The organism is Streptomyces sp. RKAG290, assembly GCF_023701695.1.
GTDB lineage: Bacteria > Actinomycetota > Actinomycetes > Streptomycetales > Streptomycetaceae > Streptomyces.
In genome coordinates this window covers 6,035,316-6,048,416 of record NZ_JAJOZC010000001.1, presented here as the reverse complement: position 1 = coordinate 6,048,416, position 13,101 = coordinate 6,035,316, and the positions used below count along the sequence as shown (strand labels likewise).

Below are 13,101 nucleotides of genomic sequence, written 5' to 3'. Positions count from 1 at the left end.
GGCTCAAGCGTCCCAGAGCGCCCCCAGTGACAGCAGGTCGCTGCGGTACTCGATCCGCTCCGACCACTCCTTGGGCCAGGCCCCCGACCCCAGGTGCGCCCCGGCGAGCGCACCGGTCAGGCAGCCGAGCGAGTCCGAGTCGCCCCGGGTGCAGGCGGCCCGGCGCAGGGCGGTGACGGGTTCGTCGGGGAAGAGCAGGAAGCAGTGCAGGGCCGTGGCGAGGGCTTCCTCGGCGATCCAGCCGTCGCCGGTCGCCTCGCAGGGGTCGGTCTCCGGGGACGGGTCGCGCAGCGCGTCCTGGACGCGTGCCAGCGCGGTGAGGCACTCGTCCCAGCCCCGCTGGATGTACAGCTCGGGCGAGGAGTCGCCCGCGTACCGCCAGAGGTCGCCGAGCCAGCGCGTGAGGTAGCGGCCGCTGTTCTCGTACGCGTAGCTGCGCAGCTGGCCGATCAGTCCCAGCGGCTCCGCGCCCTGCGCCAGCAGGTACACCGCGCGGGCCATCAGGTCGGACGCGGCGAGGGCGGTCGGGTGCCCGTGGGTGAGAGCGGCCTGCAACTGGGCCGCTCCGGCGCGCTGTTCGTCGCTCAGCCCCGGGACGAGTCCGACGGGCGCGACCCGCATGTTGGCGCCGCAGCCCTTGGAACCGGTCTGGCTGGCCTCCTGCCAGACCCGGTCGCTGTCGAGCATCCGGCAGGCGGTCATGCAGGTGCGCCCGGGGGCGCGGTTGTTGTCGGGTGAGTGGTACCAGTCGACGAACTCCTCGCGCACCGGGCGCACCAGCCGCAGCGGGGTGAGCAGTCCGCGGTCCATGGCGGTACGGATGCCGCGCCCCAGGGCCAGCGTCATCTGGGTGTCGTCGCTGACGACGGCCGGCTTCGGCAGCCGCATCTGGCGCCACGGCCCGCACTTGGCGAGGATCGACGGGACGTTGTTGAACTCGGTCGGGAAGCCCAGCGCATCGCCGAGCGCGAGCCCGGTCAGTGCCCCGGTGGCTGCCTGTTTGGTGATGGTCCTGGTCACGATCACGTGCTTCTTCCTTCCGGTCGCAGCAGTGGGGGGTGCAGGGCGGTGGCGGCACCCGCCCGGTAGAGGGCGGCCGGTTTTCCCCGTCCGCCGGTGCGGCGCGGCGATCCCTCCACGGCCTGGACGAAGCCGGGCGTGGTGAGGACCTTGCGCCGGAAGTTGGGCCGGTCCAGCTCGACGCCCCAGACCGTCTCGTACACCTGTTGGAGCTCCCCCAGGGTGAATTCGAGCGGGCAGAACGCGGTGGCCAGACAGGTGTACTCGAGCTTGGCGCCGATCCTGGACTGTGCGTCGGCGAGGATCCGGTCGTGGTCGAAGGCGAGCACGCCGAGTCCCCCGGTGTCCCACCAGCGGGCGCTGGCGGCGTCGCCGCCCCCGCGCGGTTCGGGCAGGTCGGGTACGAGCGCGGCGTACGCCACCGAGACGACCCGCATCCGCGGGTCGCGGTCCGGGTCGCTGTAGGTACGCAACTGCTCCAGGTGGAGGCCCGCGACGGTGTCCTCGCTCAGCCCCGTCTCCTCGGCCAGCTCGCGGCGGGCCGCGGTCCCGGCGGACTCGCGGGGCAGCACGAAGCCCCCCGGCAGCGCCCAGTGGCCCTTGTACGGGTCCTCGCCCCGTTCGACGAGCAGGACGTGCAGCCGGGTGTCGCGGACGGTGAAGACCGCGAGGTCGACGGTGACGGCGAACGGTTCGAAGGCGTACGGGTCGTAGCCCTCGGGGGCGGCGGCGCTCATCGCCGCTCCGGGAGGGGTGCGGCGAAGTCCCAGCCCTCGGCGAGCAGGGCGTCGACCGCCGCCACGGCCGTGGCCAGGCGCTCCTGGCGGCTTCCGGTGACTTCGACGAACGTCCGGCCGGTACGGGTGAGTTCGGCCCGGAAGCGGTCGGTCATCCAGGGCCGCAACTCCTCGCCGTCGCGCAGCCCGTCGTCCTCGAAGGCGACGCCCTCGTGGTCGGTGAGCAGCCACAGGTGATGGGTGACCCGGTCGGCCGTCTGCTCGACGAGCGGGTTGCGGCCGCCGACGTACCGCTCGTGCCACACCGTCGTGGCGAAGGAGTCGGTGTCGCAGATGAGCACCGGGGAACCGGTGCGGGCAGCCGCCTCCTCCCGGGCGTTCTGGGTCCGGGCGATCAGCGGGAAGTCCTCGGTCGTGAAGGCGACGTCCTCCCACTGGGCCCGGGGCCACCGGGCGCGCAGCGCGGCCAGCTTCTGTTCGCTGAACTCGCGCCCGTACTCGGCGACGTATCCGGTGAGTGCCCAGATGCCGCCGCGCCTGCGGTAGTGGCCGGCGAGGGCGCGGGCCAGCGTGGTGGTGCCGGTGGACTCGGCGCCCAGCACGACGACCCGCCGGGTGAGCGCGGCCCGCACCGGGGGTTCGAGGAAGTCCCAGCAGCCGGCCGGGTCCTCACGGACGGCGGTGCCGGAGACCGGGAAGACCGTGCGTCCGGGGTCGACGCAGACGGGCTCGGCGCCGAAGCGGCGGGCGAGTTCGTCCCCGTACGACTCCGAGGTGAAGACGGCGTCCACGGGTTCGGGCACGGCCCCGGTGAAGACCGCCATGTGGGCGTCCCAGACCGCCGGGTCGTGGAGATCCATCCGGGTGTCGTCGACGGCGCCCACCACCGTCACGTCCGGGTGCACCTCCCGCATCCAGGCGACCCGGTCCTCCAGCGGGACGGATTCCACCGAGGCGGCACAGACCAGCACGGTCAGCCGCTCGCAGCGGTCCTGGGCGGTGCGGACGAGGTGGTGGTGGCCGGCGTGCGGCGGGTAGAACTTGCCGAGCACCAGCCCGTGCGCGAAACGCTTCATGCCATGACCTCCACGGGCTCGCGCCGCCGGACGGTGAGATCACGCCGCCAGTTGCGCAGGCCGATCAGGCACAGCGTCAGGAAGCCGAGGTACAGCAGTGACGTGAGGTAGAGCTCCTTGTACGCGTAGAGCGGGATGTACACCACGTCGGCGGCGATCCACAGCCACCACGACTCGACGAGCTTTCGGCACTGCCCGTACGTCGCCGCCAGCGAGAGCGCGGTCGTCAGGGCGTCCCAGAAGGGCACCGTCGAGTCGGTGGCCCGGTCCAGCAGGACGGTCAGCGCGAATGTCCCCACCGCCCCTGCCGCGAGCAGCAGGCGCCACTCGGTGCGGGTGGTGCTCCGCACCGGCAGGCCGTTCGTCCCTGGTCCACCCCCGTGGGTCCAGGTCCACCAGCCGTACGCGGCAAGGGCGATGAAGACGATCTGGAGGCCGGCGTCGGCGTACAGACCGGACTGGGTGAACAGCAGGATGAAGAAGAGGTTGTTGGCGATGCCGATCGGCCAGTTGGCGAGGTGCTGGCGGGCCACGAGCCAGACGCACAGCGCCCCGCTGCCGAAGCCCAGCACCTCGGTCCAGCTGACCGGGGTGTCCAGGACCGTCACCAGGGGTTGCTGCAGGGGATCGAGGATGTCCGCGAGACTCACTCCCGCCTCCTTAATAGTCACTATGACTATAAAGGGTCGAACGCAGGTAGCAAAAGGCCCGCGGCCGGTTCCTCTTCGAGAAAACGAAGTGCAGGAACCGGCCGCGGGCCGTGTGCTGTGGGGTGGGCGGTCTACAGACCGACCTCGCGCATCAGCATGCCCACCTCGGTGTTGGTGAGCCGGCGCAGCCAGCCCGACTTCTGGTCGCCCAGCGGGATCGGCCCGAACGACGTCCGGACGAGCCGCTCGACCGGGAAGCCGGCCTCGGCCAGCATCCGGCGGACGATGTGCTTGCGGCCCTCGTGGAGGGTCACCTCGACGAGGTAGTTCTTGCCGGTGTTCTCGACGACGCGGAAGTGGTCGGCGCGGGCGTACCCGTCCTCCAGCTGGATGCCGTCCTTGAGCCGCTTGCCCAGGTCGCGCGGGAGCGGTCCCTGGATGGCGGCCAGGTAGGTCTTCTTCACGCCGTACTTGGGGTGGGTGAGACGGTGGGCCAGCTCGCCGTGGTTGGTGAGCATGATGATGCCCTCGGTCTCGGTGTCCAGCCGGCCGACGTGGAAGAGGCGCGTCTCACGGTTGGTGACGTAGTCGCCGAGGCACTGACGGCCGTCGGGGTCCTCCATGGAGGAGACGACGCCGGCGGGCTTGTTCAGCGCGAAGAAGAGGTGCGACTGGGTGGCCACGGTCAGGCCGTCGACCTTGATCTCGTCCTTCTGCACGTCGACGCGCATGCCCTGCTCGACGACGATCTCGCCGTTCACCTCGACGCGGGACTGCTCGATCAGCTCCTCGCACGCGCGGCGCGAGCCCATCCCGGCACGGGCCAGGATCTTCTGCAGCCGCTCGCCCTCCTGCTCGGCACCCGGGTTGGTCCTGGGCGTCTGGACCGAGGGCTTGTCCGCGTACCTGTCGCGGTTGCGCTGCTCGATCTTGGCGTCGAGCTCACGCGGGCGGGACGCGGCGCCGTAGGGGGCACGCCGCTGGCCACCGCTCCTGGCGGAGCCGGGCGTCGCCGCCTTCGGGCCGCCCTTGGCGCCGCCGCGGGCCGTTGCGCCGCGGCCCTTGCGGGTGCCGCCGTCGCCGCCCGGCTTGTCGTTGCCCACGTCGTAGCGGCGCTCCTCGGGCCTGGGGCGGCGGGGGCGCTGCTCCTGGCTGTCGTCACGCTCGGAGCCGGAGACCCGGGGGTTCGGGTTGCTGTTCCTGCCGGTGCCGCTGTTGTTCCTGGCGCCGCCGCTCCTGCCCCCGCCGCCGCCACCGCTCCTGCCGCCGGTGCTGCCGCCACCGCTCCTGCCGCCGCCACCGCTCCTGCCGCCGGTGCTGCCGCTACCGCTCCTGCCGCCGCCGCTGCCGCCGCTCCTGCCGCCGGTGCTGCCGCTTCCGCTGTTCCTGCCACTGCTTCGCATCAAAAATCCGTCTTGTCGTCTGCGTGAGTATCCGGGGTGTCCGGTGCGTCCGGATCGAACGACGGCACACCCTCTAGCGTCTCAGCCTCGATCGCGTCCGCCTCGGGGAGGAAGGGCGCGAGCTCCGGGAGCTCATCCAGGCCACGCAGGCCCATTCGCTCCAGAAAGTAGTTCGTCGTCCTGTACAGGATCGCACCTGTTTCGGGTTCCGCGCCCGCTTCCTCTACCAGACCCCTCTGCAGCAGGGTCCGCATGACCCCGTCACAGTTCACTCCGCGCACCGCCGAGACCCGTGAACGGCTCACCGGCTGGCGGTACGCGACCACCGCGAGGGTCTCCAGTGCCGCCTGCGTGAGACGGGCGTGCTGGCCGTCCAGGACGAAGCCCTCGACCGCTGCCGCGTACTCCGGGCGGGTATAGAAGCGCCAGCCCCCCGCCACCAGCCTGAGATCGAAACCGCGGCGCTGCACGGTGTACTCGTCGGCCAGCTCGCGCAGGGCGTCCGCGACGGCCCTCCTGGGCCGCTCCAGCACCTTGGCCAGGTGTTCTTCGGTGGCGGGCTCGTCGACGACCATCAGGACGGCCTCCAGGGCCGGCTTGAGATCGAGATCCGCGACGGTGGAACCGGTGACGTCCTGCTCGCTCATGCCTTCACATCCTGCTGCACGTCCTGCACGGCCTGCGCCTCCTGGTCGAACTCGTCCGTCACGATGGGCTCGGCCCCCGCTCCCCCGGCCCAGCGCACCATGAGCTCCCCGAGCGCCTCCTCCTGGTCCAGGGCGACGGCCTTCTCCCGGTAGAGCTCCAGCAGCGCGAGGAACCTGGCCACGACGGTGAGGGTGTCCGGGGCGTCCTCGGTCAGCGCCCGGAAGCTGATCTCCCCCGCCTCCCGCAGCCGCGCCATCACGATCCCGGCCTGCTCGCGCACGCTGACCAGCGGGGCGTGGATGTGGTCGACGTAGACCTGCGGCCGGGGTTTCGGCTGCATCGCCTTCACGGCCAGCCGGGCGAAACCCTCGGCCCCGATGCTGATGACGACGTCGGGCAGCAGCGCGGCATGGTGCGGTTCCAGCCCGACGGTACGGGGGAAGCGGCGGCCCTCCGATTCGAGGCGGGCGCTGAAGATCTCCGCGATGCGCTTGTACGCGCGGTACTGCAGCAGCCGCGCGAAGAGCAGGTCCCTGGCCTCGAGCAGCGCCAGGTCCCCCTCGTCCTCCACCTCTGCGGTGGGCAGCAGCCTGGCGGCCTTGAGGTCGAGGAGGGTCGCCGCGACGACGAGGAACTCGGTCGTCTGATCCAGGTCCCAGTCCGGCCCCATGGCCCGGATGTGGGACATGAACTCATCGGTGACCTTGGACAGTGCGACCTCGGTCACATCCAGCTTGTGCTTGGAGATGAGCTGCAGCAGCAGGTCGAAGGGCCCCTCGAAGTTCGCCAGCCGGACAGTGAACCGCCCGTCCTCGGCCACGGGGGCCACGGGGGCCGTCGGCGCTTCGGAGGCCGGTGCGGGTTCTGGGACTTCAGGAGCTTCAGAGGCCGTCGGCGCTTCCGGGGCCGGTGGGGGTTCTGCGGCTTCCGGGGCTTCTGCGGCTTCAGGAGATTCCGGGGCTTCCGGGGCGTCCAGGGACGCTTCCCTCGCCTCGGGGGCGGGCCGGACAGGGGCGGCCGGGCCGGCCCCCGCACCGTCGTCCTCCGCCCACCCGGGCGCGGGCCTGCCCCCCGGCCCGCGGCCCAGTGGGCGGCGGGAGGTGCGGGCGGGCTCGTCGGGTGATGGCATGGAGATCCAGGGTGCGGCGGGACACGGGCGACGGACGGCGGCCCTAGGGTCTTTCGTTCGGATCAGGCCGGACCGGGGAGCGGGGCACGCGAGCCCGGCATGATCCGAACGAGAGGCCCTAGGGGCCGGACCGCCCGGCGGCGGTCCTCCGGGGCAGGCTACCGGCGTCGCACCGGTCAGCGGCCGCGCAGCCGCCGTACGAGGATGCTCGCGTCGCCGCGCGACTCCAGGTCCGCGAGGACGACGGCGACCGCCTCACGGACGATGCGCCCGCGGTCGATGGCCAGCCCGTGCTCGCCGCGCAGCACCAGCCGCGCGTGTTCGAGGTCCATCAGCTCCTCGGCCGAGACGTAGACCGTGATCTTCTCGTCGTGGCGCTCCCGGCCGCTGGGCCGCCGGTTCGCCCCGCGGCCGCCACCGCGTCGGCGCTGCTGCTGGACGACAGGTGCCGGAACCGGCTCCTGCGAGGACGGCGGCTGCGGGCGGCGCGCGGCCTGTGCGGCCACCGCCATCCGGTCGTTCTCACCGCCGCCGCGGCTGCGCGAGTCGCCGGCGTCGGCGTCCGCCGCGGAGTGTTCCTCCTGCGAGGGTGCCGTGCCCACGGGGGCCTCGGCACCCGTGCCCGGGGCCTCGGCCCCGGAATCCTTCTCGCCGGCCGGAGCCGGCACCCGGGCTTCGCCGTTCGCCTTGCGCCGCCGTTCCGCGGGGGACGAGGACTGCAGCCCCATCCCCCCGGTGGTACGGAACAGTTCGTCGGCCCCGGGCAGACTCACTCGGCGTGACACCGGGCGAGCACCTCCCTGGCGAGCTGGCGATAGGCGGCGGCACCGACCGAGTTGGAGGCGTACGTCGTGATGGGCTCACCGGCGACCGTGGTCTCCGGGAAGCGCACCGTGCGCCCGATGACCGTGTGGTAGACGTGATCGTCGAAGGCCTCGACGACGCGCGCCAGGACCTCACGGCTGTGCACCGTACGGGAGTCGTACATGGTGGCGAGGATGCCGTCGAGCTCCAGTTCCGGGTTGAGCCGCTCCTGGACCTTCTCGATGGTCTCGGTGAGCAGTGCCACACCACGCAGCGCGAAGAACTCGCACTCGAGCGGCACTATCACCTTGTGCGCGGCGGTCAGGGCGTTCACGGTGAGCAGGCCGAGCGAAGGCTGGCAGTCGATCACGATGTAGTCGTAGTCGGCCATCAGCGGCTTCAGGGCGCGCTGCAGCGTGGACTCCCGGGCCACCTCGCTGACCAGCTGGACCTCCGCGGCCGACAGGTCGATGTTGCTCGGCAGCAGGTCCATGTTGGGCACGGCGGTCTTCAGGAGCACCTCGTCGGCCGCCATGCCCCGCTCCATGAGCAGGTTGTAGACGGTGAGGTCGAGCTCCATCGGGTTGACGCCGAGACCGACCGACAGGGCTCCCTGCGGGTCGAAGTCGACGAGCAGGACACGCCGTCCGTACTCCGCGAGCGCGGCACCCAGGTTGATGGTCGACGTGGTCTTGCCGACGCCGCCCTTCTGGTTGCACATCGCGATGATCTTCGCGGGGCCGTGGTCGGTCAGCGGGCCCGGGATCGGGAAGTAGGGCAGGGGCCGGCCGGTCGGACCGATCCGCTCGCGGCGCTGCCGCGCGGCATCGGGCGCGAGCGTGGCCGCGTACTCCGGGTCGGGCTCGTACTCGGCGTCGGGGTCGTAGAAACGCCCTTGGGGCGCCTCGTCGAAGTCGGCGAAGTGGGCGGTGTCCCGGCCACTCTCGTTGCCGGCCATGGCGTTCACGTGTAGGCCGTCCATCATCTGGGGGCTGTCGTCATGTGCTGGTGGGTGGCGAAGGTGCGGACAGCGACGGAGCCGACAGCCTCCAGCCCGTTCGGGCTCTGGCCCCGTGCAGGCATCCCTGGTTGAACACCCCCGGGAGTAAATGTCGACTCATTCACAAGTCGTCTTACCTCCTTGGACGTGACCAGGAAACTTATCGATAGGTCAGCGTGGCACCATGCCGACGATTGGCGACTCTATGGCGTGTCACCGGTCCGCAGCAACACAATCCGCCGGACCCGGCCCGATGTGTCGGCAATCGAACACCCCTCTGTCAAGGGCGCACAGCCCCTCGGGCGCGCTTTTCGCGGGTGCACGAAACGGTTAAAGGGTTACGTTCGAGGCGAGTTGCGCGGGGCTCCCGGGAGGCCCGACATGCGTCCGGCCGGACCTTGCTCGGCAAGGTCCGGCCGGACGCACGAGGTTGACGAAGGGTGTTGACCCCTCAGCCGAGAAGGGCGCTCAGTTCGACGTGGGCGAGGCCGTGCGCCTCGGCCACCTCACGGTAAACGACCTGCCCGTCATGGGTGTTGAGGCCCTTGGCGAGTGCGGCGTCACGGCGCAGCGCCTCGACCCAGCCGCGGTTCGCGAGCTCCACGATGTAGGGCAGCGTGGCGTTGGTGAGGGCGTACGTGGAGGTGTTCGGCACCGCGCCCGGCATGTTGGCGACGCAGTAGAAGACCGAGTCGTGAACCATGAAGGTCGGCTCGGCGTGCGTCGTCGGGTGCGAGTCCTCGAAGCAACCGCCCTGATCAATTGCAATGTCGACAAGTACACTTCCGGGCTTCATCTTGGCGACGAGCTCGTTGGTGACCAGCTTCGGGGCCTTCGCGCCGGGGATCAGCACGGCGCCGACGACCAGGTCCGCCTCGACGACGGCCTTCTCGAGTTCGAAGGCGTTGGAGACGACCGTCTGCACCTTGGTGCCGAAGATCTTGTCGGCCTCGCGGAGCTTGTTGATGTCCTTGTCGAGGAGCGTCACGTGGAAGCCGAGGCCGACGGCGATCTGCGTGGCGTTCCAGCCGGAGACGCCGCCGCCGATGACGACGGCACGGCCGGCCGCCGTACCCGGGACACCGCCGGGCAGCACACCGCGGCCGCCGACCGAGCGCATCAGGTGGTACGCGCCGACTTGCGGGGCCAGCCGGCCCGCGACCTCTGACATCGGAGCGAGCAGCGGCAGCGCGCGGTTCGCCGTCTCGACGGTCTCGTAGGCGATGGCGGTGGTGCCGGACTCCAGCAGCGCGTCCGTGCACGCGCGGGAGGCGGCGAGGTGCAGGTACGTGAACAGGGTCTGGCCCTTGCGCAGGCGGTGGTACTCCTCGGCGACCGGCTCCTTGACCTTGAGGAGCAGGTCCGCGGTGGCCCAGACCTCGTCGGCGGTGGGCAGGATCTGCGCGCCGGCGGCGACGTACTCCTCGTCCGTGATGGAGGAGCCGGCTCCGGCGTTCCCCTCGATGACGACCTGGTGGCCGTGGCGGACGAGCTCGTGCACACCGGCAGGCGTGATCGCCACGCGGAACTCGTTGTTCTTGACTTCGCGGGGGATGCCGACCTTCACGTCGATCACGGTCCTTGGCTCAGAGGGCTACCCGGACATAGCAATACATACCCGGATAGACGCAGCGTAAATGGAGACACCGCGAACGCCCGCGGCAGAGCCAGTCTAATGAAGGGCTTCTCGCTGTCTAGCCTTACAAAGCATTAATTTTCTGTCGAAGCACCACGGATTTCGTAGGCTGCGCTCTCCTCGCCCAGCAATCTCTCGGCTGCACCCCTGTGCAGCCCCGCGGCAGCGGGGTCACCGAGCCGGTCCAGCGTGTCGGCCAGCCGCAGCTCGAGCGCGGCCTGCAGCCGTACGTCCTTGGCCTGCCGCGCCCATTCCACGGCCTCCCGGCAGGTCTGCAGCGACTCCTGCGGACGGCCCGCGTACTCCTGCACCCGGGCGACCTCGCTGAGCGCCCGGGCCTGGGCGGGCAGGTCACCGAGCCTGCGATAGCCGGCCGCCGCGGCCCGCCAGTTCCGCAGCGCCTCGCCGTACCGGCCGGCGTAGGTGTGGACGGTGCCGAGCCGCCCGTACAGCCGCGCCTCGTCCGCCCGCTCGCCCTGGGTGAGCCGCTGGGCCAGTGCCCGGCCGTACCAGTCGGAGGCCCGGTGGAAGTCACCCAGTTCCGCATAGGCGCCGCCTACGGATTCCATCGCGCGCCCGGTGGCGTACGGGTCCTTGGCGGCCCGTCCGGCGTCCAGCGCGGCCCGGTAGCGGGTCAGCGCCTCCCGCGTCCGGCCGGTCCCGGCGTCCAGGTCGGCGAGGTTGAGCAGGGCCGCCGCCCGCTCCCGCGGCAGCTCGCGGCGCTCGGCGACCGCCAGCACCAGGCTGTGCAGGCCGTACAGCTCGGGGGCGGCCGCCTCGGTGCCCTCGTGCGCGGCCAGCGCCCGCACCAGCGCGGCCACCAACCGCCTTGCCAGGGTGTCGAGTTCACCGTCCTCGACAGCGGCCCTCGCGGAGGCGAGCAGCGCGGGCCGGCGAATCCGCAGCCATTCGGCGGCCGCTTCGGGGCCCGGGAACCGCAGGGAGCGCGGCAGCCCCGCGAGTTTGCGCCGGGCCGGGGAGCCCTCGGGCTCGGTGACCGCCCGGCAGGACTGGAGGCGGCGCACGGCCCGCTCCAGCATCCGGGCCCGGGCGAGCTGGATCTCGGCCGGGCGGTCCCGGTCCTCCAGGAGCGCCCCCAGCAGGGGGGCGAGGCAGCCCGGCACCTCGTACTGCGGCTGCCGGTTCCGGTCGGTGCGCAGCAGCCCAAGACGTACGAAGTCGTCGAGGGTGGTCTGGGCTGCCGAGACGGAGCAGCCGGCCAGCGCGGAGGCGGTGTGGGCGTCGGCGAGTCCGGCGGGGGCGAGGGAGAGCAGCCGCAGTATCCGGGCGGCGGTCGGCGGCAGCGAGTCGTGGACCAGCCGGAAGGCGCGGGCCAGCGGTCGGGCGCCGGTGGACTGCTCGGCGTCGTCCGGCAGCTCCGCCAGCTGCTTGGCCACGTCGGCCACCGAGGCGGTCGGGTGGGTGGCGAGCCAGCCCCCGATCATGACCAGCGCGGCCGGCTGGCCGCCGCACTCCTCGGCCAGCGTCTCGGCGGTCCGCGGATCGACGGTGATGCGGACCTGTCCGATGGTGCGGGCGAGCAGCTGGACCGCCGGGCCGGCCTCCAGCCCGCCGATGGTGCAGGGCCGGACCCCGGGGATGCCGGTCAGCGGCCCCTGCGCGGTGGCGACGACCAGGCAGTCCGGGTTGTCCGGGAGCAGCGGGTCGACCTGTTCGGCGTCCGGCGCGTCGTCGAGCAGCAGCAGGACACGGCGTACGGCGAGGGCCTCGCGCACCATCTCCGACAGTTCGTCCTGGTCCGCGCCGGGCGGCCCCACCACGTCCAGCTGGGCGAGCAGGTCCCGGGCGGCGCGTTCGGTGGGGACCGGGGCGCCGCCGGGCTCGGTGAGCCGGACGCGGAGCAGGCCGTCGGGGTAGTCGCCGGTGCCGAGCAGCAGGCGGGTGAGTTCGCCGGCCAGTGCGGTGCGGCCGGAACCGGGGCGTCCGGCGATCAGCAGGACCCGGGCCCGTCCGCTCCTGCGGCCGGCCATGGTGTCGAGACCGGCGCGTTCGATGTCGGCTCTGAGTTCTTTCAACTCGCGCTCGCGCCCGAAGAACTGAGAGGGCTCGAAGGCGGCCGGCTCCTCGGTACCCGCTGCCTCGGCCGGGTCGCTGGTGTCCACCGCCTGATGCGTCACGGGCCACGCTCCACTTCGCTGCACGCTTCGCCCGCCGGGACTCCGGTCAGGGCATTCCGAGCGTAGTTCAGGAGGGTGGGCGAATCGGGTGGAGCGCGGCGGGTACGTCCTCCGATCGGATCAGCATCTTTTCCGATCGGAGGACGTCCGGAGAGCGGCCGCGCGGGCGGCTCCCCGTAATGACCGACGGTCCGTCAGGCCTCGAACGGCCGGGCGGGCCACGGCGCCTCGGCGGGCCGCAGCGATTCGACGCCGTCACCGGCGAGCACCGCCGCGAGCGACAGCACGCCGACCACCAGGCAGTTGTTGTGCAGGTCCCCGGCGAGCACGCCCCGCACGAGTTCCTGGAGCGGCACCCGGGCCAGCTCCATGTCGGCCTCCTCCTCGGCCACCTCGAAACGCTCGCCGTCCGCCTCGGAGATGTTCCGGGCGAGGAAGATCCGTACGGCTTCGTCGCAGCCGCCGGGCGTGGTGTAGACGTCGGTCAGCACCCGCCAGTCCTCGGCCTTGACGTACGCCTCCTCGTAGAGCTCGCGCTGCGCGGCGTGCAACGGGTTCTCACCGGGGATGTCGAGCAGTCCGGCCGGGATCTCCCACAGCTTGTGGCGCACCGGGTGGCGGTACTGGCGCAGCACGAGCACGCGGCCCTCGTCGTCGAGCCCGAGCACGGCGACCGAGCCCGGGTGGACCTGGTAGTCGCGGTGCACGACCGTGCCGTCGGGCATCACCACGTCATCGGTGCGGACGCTGGTCTTGTTGCCCCGGAAGGGAGTCTCGGTCGCGGTGACCGGCCACTCCTCGGGCGTGTCCTGGAAACCCATCTACGTCCTCCCACAAAAAACAGTGACCGGGGTCCGGAT

At 71.7% G+C, this 13,101-nt stretch carries 11 protein-coding genes and 1 pseudogene; all 12 read right to left on the bottom strand.

The genetic code is table 11. The features are described from left to right. Positions 1-3: 3 nt before the first annotated feature. Positions 4-1,026 (bottom strand): ADP-ribosylglycohydrolase family protein, encoded by a 1,023-nt coding sequence (locus tag LNW71_RS26740; RefSeq protein WP_250970541.1) that lies wholly within the window; start codon positions 1,024-1,026, stop codon positions 4-6. Further along, positions 1,023-1,757 carry an NUDIX domain-containing protein gene (locus tag LNW71_RS26735; protein ID WP_250970540.1) on the bottom strand — a complete coding sequence of 245 codons (735 nt, stop codon included), beginning with the start codon at positions 1,755-1,757 and terminating at the stop codon, positions 1,023-1,025. The genes LNW71_RS26740 and LNW71_RS26735 overlap by 4 nt, the downstream gene beginning before the upstream one ends. Then, positions 1,754-2,833, bottom strand: a complete 1,080-nt coding sequence (locus LNW71_RS26730; RefSeq protein ID WP_250970539.1) for an AAA family ATPase — start codon at positions 2,831-2,833, stop codon at positions 1,754-1,756. The genes LNW71_RS26735 and LNW71_RS26730 overlap by 4 nt, the downstream gene beginning before the upstream one ends. Continuing rightward, complete coding sequence (gene pnuC, locus LNW71_RS26725; protein ID WP_250970538.1) at positions 2,830-3,483, bottom strand: nicotinamide riboside transporter PnuC; 654 nt, start codon at positions 3,481-3,483, stop codon at positions 2,830-2,832. Before pnuC ends, LNW71_RS26730 begins: the two co-directional genes overlap by 4 nt. A gap of 131 nt (positions 3,484-3,614) precedes the next feature. Beyond that, positions 3,615-4,886 carry a pseudouridine synthase gene (locus LNW71_RS26720; protein ID WP_250970537.1) on the bottom strand — a complete coding sequence of 424 codons (1,272 nt, stop codon included), beginning with the start codon at positions 4,884-4,886 and terminating at the stop codon, positions 3,615-3,617. Beyond that, positions 4,886-5,533 (bottom strand): SMC-Scp complex subunit ScpB, encoded by a 648-nt coding sequence (gene scpB, locus LNW71_RS26715; protein ID WP_250970536.1) that lies wholly within the window; start codon positions 5,531-5,533, stop codon positions 4,886-4,888. Before scpB ends, LNW71_RS26720 begins: the two co-directional genes overlap by 1 nt. Continuing rightward, positions 5,530-6,663, bottom strand: coding sequence for a ScpA family protein (locus LNW71_RS26710; protein WP_250970535.1), 1,134 nt, complete (start codon positions 6,661-6,663; stop codon positions 5,530-5,532). Before LNW71_RS26710 ends, scpB begins: the two co-directional genes overlap by 4 nt. A gap of 176 nt (positions 6,664-6,839) precedes the next feature. After that, positions 6,840-7,436, bottom strand: coding sequence for a hypothetical protein (locus LNW71_RS26705; protein ID WP_250970534.1), 597 nt, complete (start codon positions 7,434-7,436; stop codon positions 6,840-6,842). Beyond that, positions 7,433-8,550, bottom strand: a pseudogene (locus tag LNW71_RS26700) (ParA family protein). Before LNW71_RS26700 ends, LNW71_RS26705 begins: the two are co-directional and overlap by 4 nt. 368 nt (positions 8,551-8,918) lie before the next feature. Then, the gene (ald, locus tag LNW71_RS26695) at positions 8,919-10,034 is read right to left on the bottom strand and encodes an alanine dehydrogenase (protein ID WP_250972162.1); all 1,116 of its coding nucleotides are present in this window, start codon (positions 10,032-10,034) and stop codon (positions 8,919-8,921) included. Between the two features lie 143 nt (positions 10,035-10,177). Beyond that, on the bottom strand, positions 10,178-12,241 hold the full coding sequence (locus tag LNW71_RS26690) for a tetratricopeptide repeat protein (protein ID WP_250970533.1): 2,064 nt from the start codon (positions 12,239-12,241) through the stop codon (positions 10,178-10,180). 194 nt (positions 12,242-12,435) lie between these two features. Beyond that, positions 12,436-13,062: an NUDIX hydrolase gene (locus LNW71_RS26685; protein WP_250970532.1), complete on the bottom strand. Its 627-nt coding sequence runs from the start codon at positions 13,060-13,062 to the stop codon at positions 12,436-12,438. Positions 13,063-13,101 lie beyond the last annotated feature (39 nt).